Origin of the sequence: Burkholderia sp. AU30280, assembly GCF_020420125.1 — a bacterium.
Taxonomy (GTDB): domain Bacteria; phylum Pseudomonadota; class Gammaproteobacteria; order Burkholderiales; family Burkholderiaceae; genus Burkholderia.
Genome location: NZ_JAIZRY010000005.1, coordinates 475,692 through 494,848, shown reverse-complemented (window position 1 = coordinate 494,848; position 19,157 = coordinate 475,692). Strand labels below are relative to the sequence as shown.

General features: G+C 65.8%; 15 protein-coding genes and 1 rRNA gene. 4 read left to right on the top strand and 12 right to left on the bottom strand.

Translation table 11 applies throughout. From position 1 onward, the window contains the following. Positions 1-43 precede the first annotated feature (43 nt). The 8 genes from LGN17_RS15100 to phnS all read right to left on the bottom strand — a co-directional run bounded on the left by LGN17_RS15100 (position 44) and on the right by phnS (position 9,366). Positions 44-1,576 (bottom strand): 16S ribosomal RNA (locus LGN17_RS15100). Positions 1,577-2,080: 504 nt separating this feature from the next. Then, complete coding sequence (locus LGN17_RS15095) at positions 2,081-2,632, bottom strand: phosphonate degradation HD-domain oxygenase (RefSeq protein ID WP_226197500.1); 552 nt, start codon at positions 2,630-2,632, stop codon at positions 2,081-2,083. A 4-nt stretch (positions 2,633-2,636) separates the two neighbouring features. Beyond that, positions 2,637-4,091, bottom strand: coding sequence for a phosphonoacetaldehyde dehydrogenase (gene phnY, locus LGN17_RS15090; protein ID WP_226197499.1), 1,455 nt, complete (start codon positions 4,089-4,091; stop codon positions 2,637-2,639). Then, complete coding sequence (gene phnA / locus LGN17_RS15085) at positions 4,088-5,395, bottom strand: phosphonoacetate hydrolase (protein WP_226197498.1); 1,308 nt, start codon at positions 5,393-5,395, stop codon at positions 4,088-4,090. The genes phnY and phnA overlap by 4 nt, the downstream gene beginning before the upstream one ends. Then, complete coding sequence (phnV, locus tag LGN17_RS15080) at positions 5,392-6,252, bottom strand: 2-aminoethylphosphonate ABC transport system, membrane component PhnV (protein WP_226197497.1); 861 nt, start codon at positions 6,250-6,252, stop codon at positions 5,392-5,394. The genes phnA and phnV overlap by 4 nt, the downstream gene beginning before the upstream one ends. After that, positions 6,242-7,162, bottom strand: a complete 921-nt coding sequence (gene phnU / locus LGN17_RS15075; RefSeq protein ID WP_226197496.1) for a 2-aminoethylphosphonate ABC transporter permease subunit — start codon at positions 7,160-7,162, stop codon at positions 6,242-6,244. Before phnU ends, phnV begins: the two co-directional genes overlap by 11 nt. Next, a complete protein-coding gene (gene phnT, locus LGN17_RS15070; RefSeq protein WP_226197495.1) occupies positions 7,140-8,243 on the bottom strand; it encodes a 2-aminoethylphosphonate ABC transport system ATP-binding subunit PhnT in 1,104 nt (367 codons plus the stop codon). The genes phnU and phnT overlap by 23 nt, the downstream gene beginning before the upstream one ends. A 34-nt stretch (positions 8,244-8,277) precedes the next feature. After that, on the bottom strand, positions 8,278-9,366 hold the full coding sequence (gene phnS, locus LGN17_RS15065; RefSeq protein WP_226197494.1) for a 2-aminoethylphosphonate ABC transporter substrate-binding protein: 1,089 nt from the start codon (positions 9,364-9,366) through the stop codon (positions 8,278-8,280). A gap of 260 nt (positions 9,367-9,626) precedes the next feature. Here phnS and LGN17_RS15060 point away from each other — a divergent pair, with 260 nt between their 5' ends. After that, on the top strand, positions 9,627-10,736 hold the full coding sequence (locus LGN17_RS15060; protein ID WP_226197493.1) for a 2-aminoethylphosphonate--pyruvate transaminase: 1,110 nt from the start codon (positions 9,627-9,629) through the stop codon (positions 10,734-10,736). Positions 10,737-10,840: 104 nt separating this feature from the next. Here the strand turns inward: LGN17_RS15060 and LGN17_RS15055 are convergent, their stop codons facing one another. Genes LGN17_RS15055 through aroQ form a run of 3 tightly spaced genes read right to left on the bottom strand, consistent with a single transcriptional unit; the run spans position 10,841 to position 13,522 of the window. Beyond that, complete coding sequence (locus LGN17_RS15055; protein WP_226197492.1) at positions 10,841-12,184, bottom strand: MFS transporter; 1,344 nt, start codon at positions 12,182-12,184, stop codon at positions 10,841-10,843. Between the two features lie 31 nt (positions 12,185-12,215). Beyond that, complete coding sequence (locus LGN17_RS15050) at positions 12,216-13,070, bottom strand: shikimate dehydrogenase (protein ID WP_226197491.1); 855 nt, start codon at positions 13,068-13,070, stop codon at positions 12,216-12,218. Continuing rightward, a complete protein-coding gene (aroQ, locus tag LGN17_RS15045; RefSeq protein ID WP_175965002.1) occupies positions 13,067-13,522 on the bottom strand; it encodes a type II 3-dehydroquinate dehydratase in 456 nt (151 codons plus the stop codon). The genes LGN17_RS15050 and aroQ overlap by 4 nt, the downstream gene beginning before the upstream one ends. A gap of 258 nt (positions 13,523-13,780) precedes the next feature. On the opposite strand from aroQ, the gene LGN17_RS15040 reads away from it, so the two are divergent. Continuing rightward, the gene (locus LGN17_RS15040; protein ID WP_226197490.1) at positions 13,781-15,673 is read left to right on the top strand and encodes a bifunctional sugar phosphate isomerase/epimerase/4-hydroxyphenylpyruvate dioxygenase family protein; all 1,893 of its coding nucleotides are present in this window, start codon (positions 13,781-13,783) and stop codon (positions 15,671-15,673) included. Positions 15,674-15,937: 264 nt separating this feature from the next. Continuing rightward, a complete protein-coding gene (locus LGN17_RS15035) occupies positions 15,938-16,201 on the top strand; it encodes a hypothetical protein (protein ID WP_174933418.1) in 264 nt (87 codons plus the stop codon). Positions 16,202-16,278: 77 nt separating this feature from the next. Here LGN17_RS15035 and LGN17_RS15030 read toward each other — a convergent pair whose 3' ends face one another. After that, complete coding sequence (locus LGN17_RS15030) at positions 16,279-17,073, bottom strand: AraC family transcriptional regulator (protein WP_175952512.1); 795 nt, start codon at positions 17,071-17,073, stop codon at positions 16,279-16,281. Positions 17,074-17,739: 666 nt separating this feature from the next. Between LGN17_RS15030 and LGN17_RS15025 the strand changes: the two genes are divergently transcribed. Beyond that, complete coding sequence (locus LGN17_RS15025; protein WP_226197489.1) at positions 17,740-18,876, top strand: branched-chain amino acid ABC transporter substrate-binding protein; 1,137 nt, start codon at positions 17,740-17,742, stop codon at positions 18,874-18,876. The last annotated feature ends 281 nt before the right edge of the window (positions 18,877-19,157 follow it).

Below are 19,157 nucleotides of genomic sequence, written 5' to 3'. Positions count from 1 at the left end.
ACAGCCGATAAGCGTGAGCGCTCAACTTTGCGAGAAGCTCTGGAAAGGAGGTGATCCAGCCGCACCTTCCGATACGGCTACCTTGTTACGACTTCACCCCAGTCATGAATCCTACCGTGGTGACCGTCCTCCTTGCGGTTAGACTAGCCACTTCTGGTAAAACCCACTCCCATGGTGTGACGGGCGGTGTGTACAAGACCCGGGAACGTATTCACCGCGGCATGCTGATCCGCGATTACTAGCGATTCCAGCTTCATGCACTCGAGTTGCAGAGTGCAATCCGGACTACGATCGGTTTTCTGGGATTAGCTCCCCCTCGCGGGTTGGCAACCCTCTGTTCCGACCATTGTATGACGTGTGAAGCCCTACCCATAAGGGCCATGAGGACTTGACGTCATCCCCACCTTCCTCCGGTTTGTCACCGGCAGTCTCCTTAGAGTGCTCTTGCGTAGCAACTAAGGACAAGGGTTGCGCTCGTTGCGGGACTTAACCCAACATCTCACGACACGAGCTGACGACAGCCATGCAGCACCTGTGCGCCGGTTCTCTTTCGAGCACTCCCACCTCTCAGCAGGATTCCGACCATGTCAAGGGTAGGTAAGGTTTTTCGCGTTGCATCGAATTAATCCACATCATCCACCGCTTGTGCGGGTCCCCGTCAATTCCTTTGAGTTTTAATCTTGCGACCGTACTCCCCAGGCGGTCAACTTCACGCGTTAGCTACGTTACTAAGGAAATGAATCCCCAACAACTAGTTGACATCGTTTAGGGCGTGGACTACCAGGGTATCTAATCCTGTTTGCTCCCCACGCTTTCGTGCATGAGCGTCAGTATTGGCCCAGGGGGCTGCCTTCGCCATCGGTATTCCTCCACATCTCTACGCATTTCACTGCTACACGTGGAATTCTACCCCCCTCTGCCATACTCTAGCCTGCCAGTCACCAATGCAGTTCCCAGGTTGAGCCCGGGGATTTCACATCGGTCTTAGCAAACCGCCTGCGCACGCTTTACGCCCAGTAATTCCGATTAACGCTTGCACCCTACGTATTACCGCGGCTGCTGGCACGTAGTTAGCCGGTGCTTATTCTTCCGGTACCGTCATCCCCCGACTGTATTAGAGCCAAGGATTTCTTTCCGGACAAAAGTGCTTTACAACCCGAAGGCCTTCTTCACACACGCGGCATTGCTGGATCAGGCTTTCGCCCATTGTCCAAAATTCCCCACTGCTGCCTCCCGTAGGAGTCTGGGCCGTGTCTCAGTCCCAGTGTGGCTGGTCGTCCTCTCAGACCAGCTACTGATCGTCGCCTTGGTAGGCCTTTACCCCACCAACTAGCTAATCAGCCATCGGCCAACCCTATAGCGCGAGGCCCGAAGGTCCCCCGCTTTCATCCGTAGATCGTATGCGGTATTAATCCGGCTTTCGCCGGGCTATCCCCCACTACAGGACATGTTCCGATGTATTACTCACCCGTTCGCCACTCGCCACCAGGTGCAAGCACCCGTGCTGCCGTTCGACTTGCATGTGTAAGGCATGCCGCCAGCGTTCAATCTGAGCCAGGATCAAACTCTTCAGTTTAAACCTGTTACTGTTTTCGGTTCTTTCGAACCGGTCGCTCACTCAAAGCTGACAGGAATATGAATCACTTCATAAACCTGACTTACTTTAGTGTGAGACTCTTGATACTTTTGCTATCTGACCCGAGGATCAGCTCGCTTCCATCAAGCGCCCACACTTATCGGCTGTTAATTTTTAAAGAGCATTCTGCGAGGAACTTCGTGTTTCCCGGCAGCGCTGCGTTTTCAGCAGCAGAGAAGCGAGATTATGAACCGTGTTTCGCAGTTCGTCAACAACTTTTTAACATCAGCGTTGCGACTGCGGGGCTCAACTTCCAGGCCAGTTGCACGCGCCAGACTGCCGCACACCACCGACCCTGCTTCCCTCTCCCGCGCCGTGTTTCCGTTAGCGCGAAAGAGGCGTGATTGTAGGCACCCTCTTCGATCCGCGCAAGGGATTTCTCAAAAAATATAAGGCTCCGCACGCTGCCGCGTGCGGAGCCTTATATAGAAGCAACGGAATCCGTCAGTCCGCGCGCACCTGGCGCGCCACGATCTCCATATAGTGATCGAGATCCGGCGTGACCTTGCCCTCTTCCTTCGCCGTATCGTCCCAGCGGCGCAGGCGCAGCGCGTCCTCCGCGAACGGGCGCTGCAGGAACGCCGCCGCCGCCTCCTCACTGAAAATGCCGCCCTGCAGCGCGAGGCTGCGCACCGAGTCCGGCGACAGGCTCTCGAAGTAGCCGGCGTCCGTGCGGCACAGGCAGCGCTTCGCGTCGACGTGCAGCCGGATCGGCTCCAGCACCGCATCGGAAAACAGCGGCCGCAGGAACGGCAGCACGTAATACTGATGCAGATCGTCGATCCCGCGCGCGCTCGGCGTCTCACCCTGGCGATTCAGCAGATGCCCGAGGTCATGCAGGAACGCCGCCGCGACCAGCGCTTCGTCTGCCCCCGCCTCTTCCGCCAGCCATCCGCTCTGCAATGCATGCTCGAGCTGCGTGACCGGCTCCCCGCTATAGGCCACATGGCCATGTTCGCGATACAGCCCGTGGATCTCTTCCACCGTCAATGCCATTCATTCACTCCCAAGGCAGCGAAAACGTCTTCAGGTTCGTGAAGCTCTTCATCGCCTCCTGAACGCCTTCCTTGTAACCGAGCCCCGAATCCTTGATCCCGCCGAACGGCGACAGCTCGATCCGGTATCCGGGCACTTCCCATACGTTTACCGTGCCGACGTTCAGCTCGTTCACGAACCGCACGACCGCGGCCGTGCTGTCCGTACATACGCCCGACGACAGCCCGAACGCCGTCCCGTTGCTGATCCGGATCGCGTCGTCGATCGTGTCGAACGTGATCACCGGCGATACCGGGCCGAAGGTCTCCTCGCGCACGATCGTCATCGACGGATCGACGTTGTCGAGCACGGTCGGCGCATACAGCGCGCCGCGCCGCACGTTGCCGGTCAGCAGGCGCGCGCCCTGCGCGACCGCCTCCTCCACGCGCGCCTCGAACAGCCGCGCCGCTTCCTCGTCGATCACCGTGCCCATTTCATTCGCGGGATCGAACGGATCGCCGTACTTCCATGCACGCGTCTTCTCGACGAGCAACTCGGTGAACGCGGGTGCGATCGGGCGATGCACCAGTATCCGCTTGACGGCCGTGCAGCGCTGGCCCGAATTCCGGTACGAGCCGAGCACGGCCAGCGACGTCGCGCGTTCGAGATCGGCATCGTCGAGGACGATCAGCGGATCGTTACCGCCCAGTTCCAGCACGATGCGGCGGTAGCCGGCCCGTGCGGCAATCGCCTTGCCGATCGCCACGCCGCCCGTAAAGGTGATCAACGCCGCATGCGGGTGCGTGACGAGTTCGTCCGCGATCTCGCGCGGATCGCCGGTCAGCACCTGCAGCATCGGCTCCGGCAGTCCGGCCTCGTACAACAGGTCGGCCAGGTAGAACGCCGACAGCGGCACCTTCTCCGACGGCTTCACGATCACGCGGTTGTTGGTCGCGATCGCCGGCGCGATCTTGTGCGCCACCTGGTTCATCGGATGATTGAACGGCGTGATCGCGACGATCACACCGTCGAGCGGCTGCCGCTGCGAGAAAACGCGGCGCGCCTTGCCGTGGGGCGTCAGGTCGCACGAGAAACTCTGCGCGTCGTCACGCAGCGCCTCGACCGCCGCAAACTTCAACACGTCGGCAACGCGGCCGATCTCGTAGCGGGAGTCCTGTTTCGACAGCCCCGATTCGAGCGTAATCAGGTCGGACGCGTCCTCGGTACGCTCGCGCAGCAGCGCGGCCGCACGCTCGAGGATCTGCGAACGCTCGTACCGCGTGAGCTTCGGCCGATACGCCATCGCGTAATCGAATGCCGCGCGCACATCGTCGACGCTCGCCAGCGGCGCCGTCCCGACGCGCGTGCCCGTGTAGGGGTCCATCACGTCGAGCGTGCGTTCGCGCGTCGCGCGCGTGCCGCACCAGCGCAGCACCTCTGCGCGAAACGCCGGGTGATCGTGGCGGGGATGAGCCATCATGTCGCGACCCGGTTCAGCACGAAATCGAACACGTCGAAGTTGCGCGGGCGACGCGCAGGATCGGCAGGCACGATACGCCGATTGAACAGTAGCGGTACTTCCTGCTCCGACACGCCGCCATGCGAACGCAGCGGCACCGTGAGGCCCGACAGGTCATGTTCGCGCTCGCGCGTGCCGAGCGTCATGTCGCGGCGGCCAATCACGACGAGATCGCCGATCCGGTCGGCCGGCAGCTCGAAACGGGCGGCGGCTTCCGCGTTGTCGAGCACGAGCTCGACGCCGTCGAGGCCGCCGACGCGCCACATCGCCTCGGCCCGGTCGACGCCCGGTGCCAGGTAGACGGTTGCAAACGAGCCGAGCGCACCGTGATGCACGACGTACGGATCCGTGATCGGCAGGATCACGCGCGCAGCCTGCGCACCGTACCAGCCGTCGAATGCGTCCTGAAGGTAGATGACGTTCGGCCGGCCCGTCGCGGGATCGTGCTTCGCATTCATCCCGTGATCGGCCGTCAGCCCGATCGCCCAGCCGAGCGCGTCGAGCTGCGCGAGGTAGCCGTCCATCATCGCGTAGAACGCATTCGCACCGGCACTGCCCGGCTCGCACTTGTGCTGCACGTAATCGGTGGTCGACAGGTACATCAGGTCGACCTGGCGCGTCTGCGCAAGCCGCACGCCGGCTGCGAACACGAATTCGGACAACGCCGCGCTGTAGACGTCCGGCGACGGCAGGCCGACCCAGTCGAGCACGTCGACGATCCCGTTTTCCGCGAGATTCGCCTGCGCGGCCTTCTCGGCCGAAAAGCAGATGCCGTTCAGCTGCCAGCCGAGCAACCGGCGCAGCTTGTCCTTCGCCGTCACGACGGCGACCCGCGCCCCCGCGTCGGACGCCGCGGCGAGCAGCGTGCCGGCCCGCAAGTAGGCCGGGTCGTTCATCATGACTTCGGCGCCGCGCCCGCCGTCGGCGGCCGGATCCCAGAAGTAGTTGCCGCAGATCCCGTGGACCGACGGCGGCACGCCGCAGACGATCGACAGGTTGTTCGGGTTGGTGAAGGTCGGCACGACGCAATCGGCGCGCCACGCCGTGCCTTCGGCGATCATCCAGCCGATGAACGGCGCGACGCCCGCTTCCACGGCCCGTTCGAGATAGTCGTACTCGCAGCCGTCGACGCAGACGACGACGGTCGGCTCGACCGGCAGCCGGTAGTGCCGGCCGTTGACGTCGACGGCGCGCCCTGCGAGATCCGTCGATGCGCCGGCTGCCGACGCTTCACCGGGCTGGCGCAATGCGAACGCGGCGTTCATGCTGCCACCCGCTTGCCGCGCGGCACGCGCGCAGCGATCAGCAGCAGCGCCGCGAGCGACGCGCCGAGCATCAGCAGCGACAGCGCCGATGCGGGAAGGTAATACCCGCGCTCCACCTGGCCGATCACGACGATCGGCACGGTGGCGAAACCGGGCGGATAAACCGTCAGCGTCGCGCCGAGCTCGCCGAGCGACAGCGCGAAGCCAAGTGCGAGGCTCGCGCGCAGCGCCGGCACGAGCTGCGGCAGCAGCACGCGGCGCAGCACCATCGCGGGCGGCGCACCGAGGCTCGCCGCCGCTTCGCGCAGCACGGTCAGCTCCGGACGCAGCGCAGCCGCCGCGCAGCGATAGCAGAACGGCAAAATCAGCGCGAGCTGCACCAGCACGACGATCGCCGCCGAGCTCGACAGGTCGACCGGCTTCTGGTGATACGCAATCAGCACCGCGAGCCCGAGCACGACGCTCGGCACACCGTTCGGCACCATCACGAGCGCGTCGACCACCGCGCCGAGGCCACGCCGGTCGCGCCCTTCGAGCGCCAGCGCGAGCCACAACCCGAAGATCGTGCCGGCCGCAGACACGCCGAAGCCGATTTCCAGGCTCGTCAGCAGCGCGTCGTATTCCGGCGACCCGAGCCGCTCGAACCAGCGCAGGCTGTAGCCGGCCGGCAGAATCGTGCCCGACCACTGCGTCGACACGCTCGACAGCGCGACGACGATGACCGGCAACACGAACAGCCAGAAGCACGCGAACGCGGCCAGCGCGAGCGCCGCGCGCGACGCATGCTTGAGCACCGTGTCACCCCAGCCGATCCGGTGGCGCGGCACGGCTTGCCCGATACGAAATTCAGCGGACATCGTTCCCTCCCGTCGCACGCCGGTTCACCCGGCGATAAACCGCATACAGCGCCAGCGACAGCGCGAGCATCACGACCGCGCCGGCCGACGCGGTCGGCAGGTCGATGTCGACGGTCGCGCTGCTGTAGATCGCAACCGGCAGCGTCACGAGCCGCGCGCTGCCGAGCACGAGCAGAATCCCGAATTCGTTCAGCGTCAGCAGGAAGCACAGCACGGTGCCCGCGGCGATGCCCGGCCACGCGATCGGCAGCACGACGCGACGTGCAAGCATCCAGCCGGACGCACCGAGGCTGCGCGCGGCTTCGACCAGCCGCAGGTCGAGCGTCGCGAACGACGCGAGCGTCGGCCGCACGACGAACGGCGTATAGAACACGGTCTGCGCGAGGATCACGCCGCCGATGCCGAACAGGAAATCGAGCGGCGGATTCTCGAGATGGAACAGGTGCTGCAGCGCGATGCTGATCGAGCCTTGCGAGCCGTACAGGAAGATCAACGTGAACGCGACGAGGAACGACGGGAACGCGACGTACAGTTCCAGGAAACGCGTGACGAGCGACGCGCCCGGAAACGGCTTGAAGAACAGCAGCGCAGCCAGCAGCACACCGAGCACCGACGCGGTGCCGGCGCTCGCGAACAGCACGCCGAGCGTCGTCAGCAGCACGTTGCGCGTGTCGGGATTGCCGAAGAAGGTACGGTAGGCGGCGAAACTCAGCCCGTGGTCGCCCGACACGCTCAGCAGCACGAGCCGCACCAGCGGATAGACGACGAGCGGGCCCAGCAGGACGATCGCGAGCGCGGCCAGGTGCAGGTCGCCCATGCGCTTGCGGCGCCGCGCGGCGGCGGCGTGCGCGGCGGCCGACGCGAGCACGTGCGGCGGCAGGCCGGCTTCAGGGCTCGATAAGGACGACATCGTCTGCCTCGCAATGCAGGGAAACACGCGCACCGCGCTCGGGAGCCGCACCGCGGCCGCGTTGCATCGTGACGCGCACGGGCTCGTCGGGGGCCGCATCGATCACGACCGCGATCGACAGGTCCGCGCCCTGCCATTCGACGGACGACACCGTGCCGTGCAGGCCACCCGCCGCGAGCGGCATCACGGTCAGGCGCTCGGGGCGCACGCAGGCAGCCTTGCCGCGCACCTCGTGGCGCGGATCGCCGAGCGGGAAGATCACGTGCGGCGGCAGCAGGTTTGCCGGGCCGAGATAGCGTGCGACGTAGCCGTCCTGCGGCGCATCGTACAACTGCTGCGGCGTGCCGAGCTGCGCGATGTGGCCATCGCGCATCAGCAGCGCGCGGTCGGACAGCACGAGCGCGTCGTCGCGGTCGTGCGTCACGCAGACGACGGTCAGGTTCGGCAGGCGCTCGTGCAGCGCCTTCAATTCGCTGCGCACCGACGCGCGCAGGTTGGCGTCGAGCGCCGACAGCGGCTCGTCGAGCAGCAGCACGTCCGGCTCGATCACGAGCGCGCGGGCGAGCGCGACGCGCTGCTGCATCCCGCCCGACAATTGTGCGGGCAGGTGATGGCCCGCATCGCCGAGTTGCACGAGCTTCAGCGCATCGGCGACGCGGCGCGTCACTTCCGGCGACGCCATGCCGCGTGCGCGCAGCCCGAATGCCACGTTCTCGAACACCGTCAGGTGCGGAAACAGCGCGTAATTCTGGAACAGCAGACCGAGATTGCGCTTGTGTGGCGGCGCATAGGTCAGGTCGCGTCCGGCAACGGTCAGCGTGCCGGTCAGGCCGTCGGCCTTCACGAACCCGGCGATGAAGCGCAGCAGAGTGGTCTTGCCGCAGCCGCTCTTGCCGAGCACGGTCAGAAATTCACCGGCACCGATCGACAGCGACAGATCTTCCAGCACCGTGCGCGCGCCGTAGCGCACGCTCAGGTGTTCGATCTGCACGCCGCCCGGCGCGCCGGACCGCAGCGTCGCTCGCGGTTCGGCGGCGCCGAATGCGCCGGGATGGGTCAGGGCGGTTTCCACCGGGTTCATCCTCTTGCTCACAAATACAGGCGGCGCGCGCCGATCACTTCGGCTTGACGACGTCGAGCTGCTTGCCCGAGCTGCCGATCACATCCTTCTTCCAGCGCTCGATCCACACCGGCTTCTTCGCCATCACCTGGGTCCAGTCGACCGGGATCAGCTTCACGCCCGAGATCGCCTTCTTGACCGCTTCGCCGTTCTTGCCGGCCAGCGGCACGTCCGTGCGGCCCGGGATGCCGTACATGTCCGGCACCTTCGACTGCACTTCCGTCGACATCAGGTAGTCGATCAGCTTCTTGCCGGCGTCCTGGTTCGGGCCGCTCTTGATCAGGCCGATGCCGTACGGGAGCTGGAACGTGGTCGGCTGGTCGCCTTCCTTCGCGGCCAGGAAGATCGGCTTGACGGAAAGCGCGCCGTGTTCGGCATCGTCGAGGTCCATCTGCAGGTCGCCGTTCGCGACGCTGATTTCGTTACGCGACAGCAGCACGTTCAGGTAGCCCGTGCCCTTCGTGTGGAACTTCACGCTCTGCGACAGCTTCGCGAGGTAGTCGAATGCCTTGTCTTCGCCCATCAGCGACGTCGTCAGGATCAGCACGGCCATCCCGTCGCCGGCCGTGGCCGGGTTCGAATACGCGACCTTGCCGGCGTAGGCCGGCGACAACAGGTCGGCGAACGTCTTCGGCTGGTTCTTCACGACGTCCGGGTTGATCGCGAACGAGAAGTAGTTGTTCACGAACGTCGCCCACGTACCGTCTTCAGCCTTCGCGATGGCCGGCACGTTCTTGTAGTTCACGCTCTGGTACGGCTGCAGCAGGCCCATCTGGCCAGCTTGCTGAATGAACGGCGGCAGCGTGACGATCACGTCGGCCTTCGGGGAATTCTTCTCGATGTTCGCGCGGTTGACGACTTCGCCGCTGCCCGCCGTCACGATGTTGACCTTGACGCCTTCCTTCTTCTCGAAGGCCGGCAGCACATCGCGATAGAGGTTCTCGAGACCGTCTGCCGTGTACAGCACGACCGCGCTCGCCGCGTGCGCGGGCAGCGCGGCGCCCATCAGACCGGCGACGCTGGCGGCCAGCGCCAGCTTGCGGAACGCGCCGGCAGCGGCGCGCGAGGGTTTCTGCAGTGTCATCTGACTTCTCCGTAGGCGGAACACCAAATGGCCGGGGCACGATCCGGCTCTCCTGTTATCTCCGGGCAGGGCCGATCGACGGCCTGCCTCGCCGCCGCGCTGAGGTTAGGTTTCGCACGGCAAGCGAAGGATCACAGCGTTCGATGACAAAGCCGTGACGAATGCCACAATTTCCAAAAAATGACACATTTTGCCAATATCATGCAAGTCCATGAAGAAACGCCGCCCAGCGTTTCTTCCGACCTTTGCAAGGGAAAACCATGTCCGATCCGATTCTTCTCACGCCCGGCCCGCTCACCACGTCCGCCACAACCCGCCACGCAATGCAACACGACTGGGGCTCGTGGGATGCCGCTTTCAATCAACTGACGGCCAGCGTCTGCGCGGACCTCGTCGCGATCGCGCACGGCGGCGCCGAGTACGTGTGCGTCCCGATGCAGGGCAGCGGCACGTTCTCGGTCGAAGCCGCGCTCGGCACGCTGGTGCCGCGCGACGGCGTCGTGCTGGTGCCCGACAACGGCGCGTACTGCGCGCGCATCCTGAAAATCCTCGGCCGGCTCGGGATCGAAGCGATCGCATTGCCGTTCGGCGAGGACGCCGCCGTCGATCCGGCCGCGATTGAAGCCGCATTCGCGCGCGAGCCGCGCATCACGCACGTCGCGCAGGTGCATCTGGAGACGAGCGCCGGCATCCTGAACCCGCTCGACGACATCGCCGCCGTGTGCCGGTGCCACGGCAAGCGACTGATCGTCGACGCAATGAGCTCGTTCGGCGCGCTGCCGATCAGGCTGGCGGGCAGCGGCATCGATGCGTTGATCTCGGCGAGCGGCAAATGCCTCGAAGGCGTGCCGGGGATGGGGTTCGCGATCGTGCGGCGCGACGCGCTCGACGCGAGCGAAGGCAATTCGCCGTCGCTCGCGCTCGATCTCCACGATCAGTACGCGTACCTGAGCAAGACGGGCCAGTGGCGCTTCACACCGCCGACGCACGTGATCGCCGCGCTGCGCGCCGCGCTCGACCAGTATCTCGCCGAAGGCGGCCAGCCGGCACGCGGCGCGCGCTATGCGGACAACTGCCGGACGCTGGTCGAATCGATGCACGCGCTCGGCTTCACGCCGTTCCTCGACGCGAGCGTGCAGGCGCCGGTGATCGTCACGTTCCACGCGCCCGACCACCCGGCCTACGATTTCCGCCGCTTCTACGACGCGGTGCGCGACGCGGGCTTCATCCTGTATCCGGGCAAGCTCACGCAGCTCGAGACGTTCCGCGTCGGCTGCATCGGCGCAATCGACTCGAACGATATCCGCCGTGCGGTCGCCGCGATCGCGCGGGCGGTCGAATCGCTCGGCATCGCGGTGCAGCGCGCATAAGCGCTGTACTACGCCAGCCGGCCCACCCGCCGGCGCGCAAGCAAAAAGGCCCGGCAGCCTTGCGGCTGCCGGGCTAACGCACCGGATGTGCGTGGAGTCGGGGCTTACAGCTCGATTCGCTTGATGTCGCCGACGACGAAGATGTAAGACGCCGCACCGATCAGCGCGATCACGCCGATGAACACGAGCGCGCCGACGAACGAACCGGTCGACGCGACGATGAAGCCGACCACGAGCGGCGTGATGATCCCGGCAAGGTTCGCCGCGAAGTTGAAGATGCCGCCCGTGACGCCGAGCAGGCCGTCCGGCGCGATGTCGGACACGAGCGTCCAGCCGAGTGCGGCCATCCCCTGCGCGAAGAACGCGACCGACATGATCGCGATCACGGCCTCGTTGCTCTGCACGTAGTTCGCGAGAATGATCGTCGATGCGAGCAGCAGGCCCGCGATGATCGGCAGCTTGCGCGCGAGGTTCGCGGACTTGCCGCGACGCAGCAGCCAGTCGGAGAAGATCCCGCCGAACATCACGCCGACCGATGCGGCGATGAACGGCATCACCGCGAAGAAACCAATCTTCAGCCAGCCCATGTGGCGCTCGGTGGCGAGGTAGGTCGGGAACCAGGTCAGGAAGAACACAAGCGTGGAGTTGCCGGCGAACTGGCCGAGGCAGATGCCCGCGAGCTGGCGCTTCTTCAGCAGCTTTCCGGCCATCGACCAGCTGAATGCCTTGCGCTCGCCCTTGACGCCTTTGTCGCCGTCCTTGCGCACGCCGTGCACCAGGCCACCGCCCGCCTCGATATAGGCCAGCTCCGCCGAATTCGCGCCCGGATGGTTGCGCGGCTCGTGATAGAACTTCCACCAGACGAGGCCGAACACGATCCCGACCGCACCGACGACCCAGAACAGCGAGCGCCAGCCGAACGCCCCCATCAGCGCGAACAGCACCGGGCTGAAGAACGCGAGGCCGATGTACTCGCCGACGGTGTAGGTACCCGTCGCCATCGCGCGCTCGCTCTGCGGGAACCACGTCGCGACGACGCGGCTGTTGGTCGGGAAGCACGGCGCCTCCGTGACGCCGAGGCCGAGACGGCATGCGAGCAGCGTCGCGACGCCGGGCACGAAACCTTGCAGGAACGTGCAAAGCGACCACAGCGTCATCGACCAGTAGTAGGTGATCTTGCTGCCGAAGCGGTCGAGGAACAGGCCGCCGGGCACCTGCATCGCGACGTACGTCCACGAGAACGCGGAGAACATGATGCCCATCACGGCCGCGTTGATGCCGAGCTCCTTGGTGAGCTGCGGCGCAGCCACCCCCAGCACGGTACGGTCGAGATAGTTGATCATCGTGCCGATCGCGAGCAGCGCGAGAATCTTGTAGCGCGCCGAGGTGCGCCGGACGGTGCCTGCCGCCTGCGCCGGCGCGGCGCTCGTATGGGTGGTGTGCTGCATGGTCGTCTCCTTGTCTCTCTTTCTTGGGGGGTCAGCGCGCGACGAGCGACTGAAAGTGATCGAACATCCGCTCGGCGTCAGGCGTGCGTCCGGTGAAGATCTCGAACGCGTCGACCGCCTGGTAGACGGCCATCCCGCCGCCCGGCAGCGTGGCGCAGCCGGCCGCGCGCGCGGCGTGGATCAGTTCGGTTTCGAGCGGGAAATACACGATGTCGGCCACCCACATGCCCGCGTGCAGCAGTTCGGCCGGCAGCGGCAGGCCCGGATGCTTGGCCATGCCGGTCGGCGTCGCGTGGATCAGGCCCGTCGCGGCGCGCATCGCGCCCGCGAGATCGCTGCCGGGCGCGACCCGTGCCGCGGGGAAGCGCTGCTGCAGTTCGGCCGCGAGCGCGACGGCGCGCGCGCCGTCGACGTCGAAAATCGTCAGTGCGGCCGCGCCCATCTGCAACGCCGCATGCGCCACGGCCGCGCCCGCACCGCCAGCGCCGAGCTGGACGACGCGTTCGAGCGACGCGCCGGGCAGCCCGCGGCGGAACGATTTCGCGAAGCCCGACCAGTCGGTGTTGTGACCGATCCGCTTGCCGTCCTTGAACAGCACGGTATTCACCGCGCCGAGCGCACGCGCATCGTCCGACAGCGCGTCGAGGTGCTCGATCACGCGCTGCTTGCACGGGTGCGTGATGTTCAGGCCGTTGTAGCCCATCCGCTGCGCGGCATCGAGCAATTGCGGCAGTGCGTCGACGGTCACGCCGAGCGCGTCGAGATCGATGCGCCGGTAGACATAGCCGAACCCCTGGCGAAATCCTTCTTCCTCGTGCATCGCGGGCGACAGCGAGCCGCCGATGCCCTGGCCGATCAGGCCGATCAGAAACGACGGGCGGCTCATCGCGCGGCCCCCTGCGCGAACAGCGTCGCAAAACGCTGCAGCGCGAATACGTAGCCTTCGGTGCCGCAGCCGCAGATCACGGCTTCGGCAATCGCCGACACGTAGGAATGGTGCCGGAACGCCTCGCGGCGATGCACGTTCGAGATGTGCACTTCGATCACCGGCTTCGCGATCGCGGAAAGCGCATCGGCCAACGCCACCGACGTATGCGTATAGGCAGCCGGGTTGATCACGATGCCGTGCGTGTCGTGACGCGCGGCATGCAGCCAGTCGATCAGCTGGTGCTCGGCGTTCGACTGGCGGAAGTCGATTTCCAGCCCGAGCGCCTCTCCCGCCGTGCGGCAACGCTGCTCGAGGTCGGCGAGCGTTTCCGCGCCGTAGATATGGGGCTCGCGCGTGCCCAGCAGATTCAGGTTCGGGCCGTTCAGCACCAGCACCTTGTGCTTGCTCATGGTGATTCTGCTCCTTAAACAGGGGCAGACCGCGACCGGCACCGCCCCGAAAACCATCGGAATTTGGCGCTAGTGTGCGCCCGCGAATCGGGACTGTCTTTTCGGGTTTTCGCTAATTTGTACCAACTAGTTAGTTTGTACAATACGCATCACTAGCCTAGTAAATTCGGGATATGGCGTTCGCCGGGAATTCAACGACTGGTTCACTCAGGGCCGGTTCGACCGGCGCCATGCCCCGCTCATCCGCAGGATTCGCCCATGCAGCGCTCAATTGCCACCGTGTCACTGTCCGGCACGCTCGCCGAGAAACTCGCCGCCATCCAGGCCGCGGGCTTCGACGGCGTCGAAATCTTCGAAAACGACCTCGTCTACTTCGATGGATCGCCGGCCGACGTCCGGCGCATGGCCGCCGATCTCGGCCTCGACATCGTGCTGTTCCAGCCGTTTCGCGACTTCGAGGGCGTGAGCGCGGCCCAGCTCGCCCGCAACCTCGACCGGATCAAGCGCAAGTTCGACGTGATGCATGCGCTCGGCACCGACCGCATCCTGGTGTGCAGCAACGTGTCGGCCGACACGATCGCGGACGACGGGCTGCTCGTCGACCAACTCGGCGCGCTCGCCGAAGCCGCGCGGCAGGCCGGCGTGGTCGCCGCGTACGAAGCGCTCGCGTGGGGCCGCGTCGTGAAGCGGTACGGCCATGCGTGGAAACTCGTGAATGCCGTGAACAACCCGCACCTCGGCCTTGCGCTCGACAGCTTCCATACGCTGTCGCTCGACGATTCGCCGGACGCGATCGCCGACATCCCCGGCGACCGGATCGCGTTCGTGCAGATCGCCGATGCGCCGAAGCTCGCGATGGACGTGCTCGAATGGAGCCGCCATTACCGCTCGTTCCCGGGCCAGGGCGACTTCGACCTCGCCCGCTTCACGGCGCGCGTGATCGAGTCGGGCTATACGGGGCCGCTGTCGCTCGAGATCTTCAACGACGGCTTCCGCGCGGCGCCCACCGCGATCACGGCCGCCGACGGCCATCGTTCGCTGCTCTATCTGGAAGAGCAGACGCGCGAGCGGCTCGCTCGGGACGGCCGCGCGCCGGCCGCCAGCCAGCCGCTGTTCGCTCCGCCGGCGCCGCCCGCGCACGTCGGGTTCCAGTTCATCGAATTCGCGGTCGACGCGCAGGCGGCGGCGACCGTCGGCGAATGGCTCGGCCGGATGCGCTTCCGGCTCGCGGGCCGCCATCGCTCGAAGGACGTGACGCTGTTCCAGCACGGCGCCGCGTCGATCGTGCTGAACGCCGAGCGCGACTCGTTCGCCGATGCGTTCTTCCAGCAGCACGGGTTGTCGCTGTGCGCATCGGCATTTCGCGTCGACGATGCGAAAGTGGCGTTCGAACGCGCGGCCGGCTTCGGCTATGCGCCGTTCTCCGGCCGTGTCGGGCCGAACGAGCGCGTGCTGCCGAGCGTGCAGGCGCCGGACGGCAGCCTCGAGTACTTCGTCGACGAAGCGCCGAACGCGCCGACGCTATACGAATCGGACTTCGTGCTGACCGACATCGACGGCCCGAGCGAAGTCGGCCCGCTGACCGGTATCGACCACGTGTGCCTCGCGTTGCCGGCCGACGCGCTCGATACGTGGATCCTGTTCTTCAAGACGGCATTCGGCTTCGAGGCCGAGCGCAGCTGGCTCGTGCCCGATCCGTACGGGCTGATGCGCAGCCGCGCGGTGCGCAGCGCCGACGGTTCGGTGCGGATCGCGCTGAACGCGTCGGTCGACCGGCACACGGCGGTTGCCGAATCGCTCGACCGCTACCACGGCACGGGGCTGAACCACGTCGCGTTCCGCACGGACGACATCGTGAAGACGATCGCCGCGTTCGCGGCCGACGGCGTGCCGTTCCTGCGCATTCCGCCGAACTACTACGACGATCTCGCCGCGCGCTACGCACTGCCGGACGAACTGATCGACACGCTGAGCGCGCACCACCTGCTGTACGACCGCGACGAGCACGGCGGCGAATTCCTGCACGCGTATACGGAACTGGTCGACAACCGCTTCTCGCTCGAGATCGTCGAGCGGCGCGGCGGATACGACGGCTACGGCGCGGCGAACGCGGCCGTGCGGCTCGCCGCTCAGGCACAGCGCAGGAAATAAGGGAAGGACGCTGACAAGGATTTTGAGGCTGCTCCAAAGGGTCGCATCCCGTGCGCACCATCGTGGTGAATCGCGGGATCGCGCACCCGCCCGCGCGGCTGGCAGCGATCCTGCCGGAAACCGCCTTCCCTGGGGCGTTACATCCGGTAACCCGTACCGCAGCGCAGCATCCCGTCGCCCGCCATGGTTTTAAGAATCGCTTAAGTCTTCGACGGCACCATCCGCAACCAGTACCCGATGGTTATCTCGAAAAGGAGGAAAGCGATGAGCGCCGTAGAAGCACCCGCGGGCCGCCAGGCCGCGCCCCCTGCAAAGAAGACGATGCTGCGCCGCCTGCTCAGCCATCATGAAATCGCGACGCTGCTCGTGCTGCTGCACGCACCGATCGGCGCGAACGCCAAACCCGAACTGCCTGCACTGCAGGAAGCCGGTCTCGTCGAGATGGTCAAGCTCGACGCCGATACGGCACCCAGCTTCCGGCTGACCGAAGACGGCACCGCCGTCCTGAAAGGACTCGGCTACCGCTGAGCCGCCGTTCTCCCCCTTTCCCGTTTTCCCGCATCACCCCGATCCCAGCGACTCGCCGGCCCTTTCGGCGTGTCGCGTCACCCTGCCCGCTCCTGCAGCATCAACCGGTATTCCGTCGGCGTCACGCCGACCGTCGCCTTGAACTGGCGCGTGAAGGCGCTGTGATCCGTGTAGCCGCATAGCGCGGCGACGTCGGTCACCTTGTCGTGCGTGACGAGCAGCGCGGTGGCCGCGTCGAGCCGTGCCTTCAGCAGCACCTGACGCGGCGTCAGGTGGAACACCTTATGGAAATAGCGCTCGAGCTGCGCGACCGACATCCCGGCCATCTGCGCGAGGTGCTTCAGGTTCAGCGGTTGCACGTAGTGATCCTGGATGTGCTGGACCACGTCGGCGAGCCGGCTGTACGCCGGGTGCGATCCCTCGTGGGCCTTCAGGTCGCGCGAGATGCCCGCGAGGCCGACCACCCTGCCCGCGGCGTCGCGCAGCGGCTCCTTGCAGGTCAGGCACCAGCCCGGCTGGCGCCCCGGATACAGGTGCAGCTCGAGCTGATCCATCAATTGCTGGCCGGCGTTGATCGTCGCCATGTCCTGCTCGAAATAGCTGCGGCCGAAGCGGCGCGGAAACACTTCGTCGGCCGTCTTGCCGAGCAGGTCGCGCTTGTCCTTGTAGCCGCAGCGCATCGCCAGCGTGCGATTCACGATCGCATAGCGGCCGCTCGCATCCTTCACGAAGAACGCGACGTCCGGCAGCGCATCGAACACCGGTTCGAGCAGACGGAAGTGCACGAGCATCGCGCCGAAATCGGCATTGTCGGGCTGGTAGCGCAACGTTTCGGACAGGCTCATGGGCGGTACGGCAAGCAAGGTCGTCATCCCGGCAACCGCGAAGCGAGTGGCAGATGGCGTCGATTATAGGAGCGCCCCTTCGATCGTGTCGCGCCGATCGCAAAGGCGGGCAAGTTGGCGGCAGCCGTCGCATCGCGCCGCCGACCGGCCGGCATCGTCACGCGACATGCGATGTTCGTTGCATGCGCAACCACTGTGCCGAGTATGCGGCGGCCGGCCGAGAATCCGCTTGCGTCAACGTGGCAACCATGCGTGCGCCGTTGCCGACATGCCGCGCGCGTACCGGCGCACGCGCATACCGCACCGCACGCCCGAACTCGGCAGCATAAAAATGTGGACGTGCAGCGTCTTGGCGCGTTTGCGCATTCGGCATGACGATTTCGGCATATATCAGGGTTATCGACGATATGCCGATATCGTCGCCGGCTGCGCATCGAACGCGCAAGACGCACGTATTTTCGCTATCTAGACTTCGCTTCACGGTCACGAGACGACCTCGCGCCGCAGCAGCAATCGGCATGCATGGCCTGCGGCATCGGCCGTCATGTACGCCGATTCCGGCACAGCCCGGGCAGCACGCGGCAAGCACGCACGGCCCTCGCATCGGCCTGCCGACCGAACCGTCTCGCCCGGTTTACCGGCGCCGGCCGCCAGCCGGCGGCGGCCCAACCACGCCATCAAGGGGAAGTGAAAGTGAAGCTGAAGGTATCGCACGTCGCGCTGGCCGCTGCCTGCGCACTGTCGGGCGCGCACGCCATTGCCGCCGACGTCGTCAAGATCGGTTTCGCCGCACCGCTGACCGGCCCGCAGTCGAACTACGGCACGGACATGCAGAAGGGCGTGCAGCTCGCGATCGCCGATTTCAACGCGACGCATCCGACGATCGGCGGCAAGCCCGTCACGTTCCAGCTCGACTCGCAGGACGACCAGGCCGACCCGCGCACGGGCACGACCGTCGCGCAGCGGCTGATCGACGACAACGTCCGCGGGATCATCGGGCACTTCAACTCGGGTACGAGCATTCCCGCGTCCGACCTGTACGATCGCGCAGGGCTGCCGCAGATCTCGATGGCCACGTCGCCGCAATACACCGCACGCGGCTACAAGACGACCTACCGGCTGCTGACGAGCGACGCGCAGGCGGGCCGCATCGTCGGCACGTATGCGGTGAAGACGCTGCACTTCAAGCGCATCGCGATCATCGACGACCGCACGGCCTATGGCCAGGGCATCGCCGACGAATTCGCGAAGGCCGTCGAAGCGGCAGGCGGCACGATCATCAAGCGCGACTTCACGAACGACAAGGCGCTCGATTTCTCCGCAATCCTGACCAACCTCAAGGGGATGAACCCGGACGCGATCTTCTACGGCGGCGGCGACGCACAATCGTCGCCGATGATCCGCAAGATGCGCCAGCTCGGGATGAAGTCGGCGTTCGTGACGGGCGAGATGTCGCGTTCGCCGACGTTCCTGAAGGTCGGCGGCGACGCGGCCGAAGGTGCGATCGTCTACATGGGCGGCCTGCCGAAGGAAAAGATGCCCGGCTTTGCCGGCTACGCGGCACGCTACAAGGCGCGCTTCAACGAAGACGTGATCACCTACTCGCCGTACTCGTATGACGGCACGATCGCGCTGCTCACCGCGATGAAGGACGCGAACTCGACCGATCCGAAGGTGTACACGCCGTATCTCGGCAAGGTGTCGGTCAAGGGCGTGTCGGCCCCCAGCATCGCGTACGACACGAAGGGCGACCTGAAGGATGCGCCGGTGACGATCTACAAGGTCGAGCACGGTGCGTTCAAGCCGGTCGATACGATCGCCGGCAACTGATACGCGAAACCCTGCCCCGCGCGGCGCGTCAGCGGCTCCCCGGTCGCCCGCGCCGCGCGCGCTTCGGCTTCGGCTTCGCGGTCCGAAGCGTTCCTCGGCGCGCACCCGCGCGCGTGCATTTCGCGCTCCTGTAGAATCCCCCCACCCGCTTTGACGCTTCGTCTGCGCCGCGCCCCATCCCGGTGCGGCGGTGCGTGTTTCGTGCCTCACCCCGGCATGCGGCACGCTTCGACGATGCAAGCCGCGCCTTGTCAGTCCATGCCGATAGCGGGCCCTGGAGA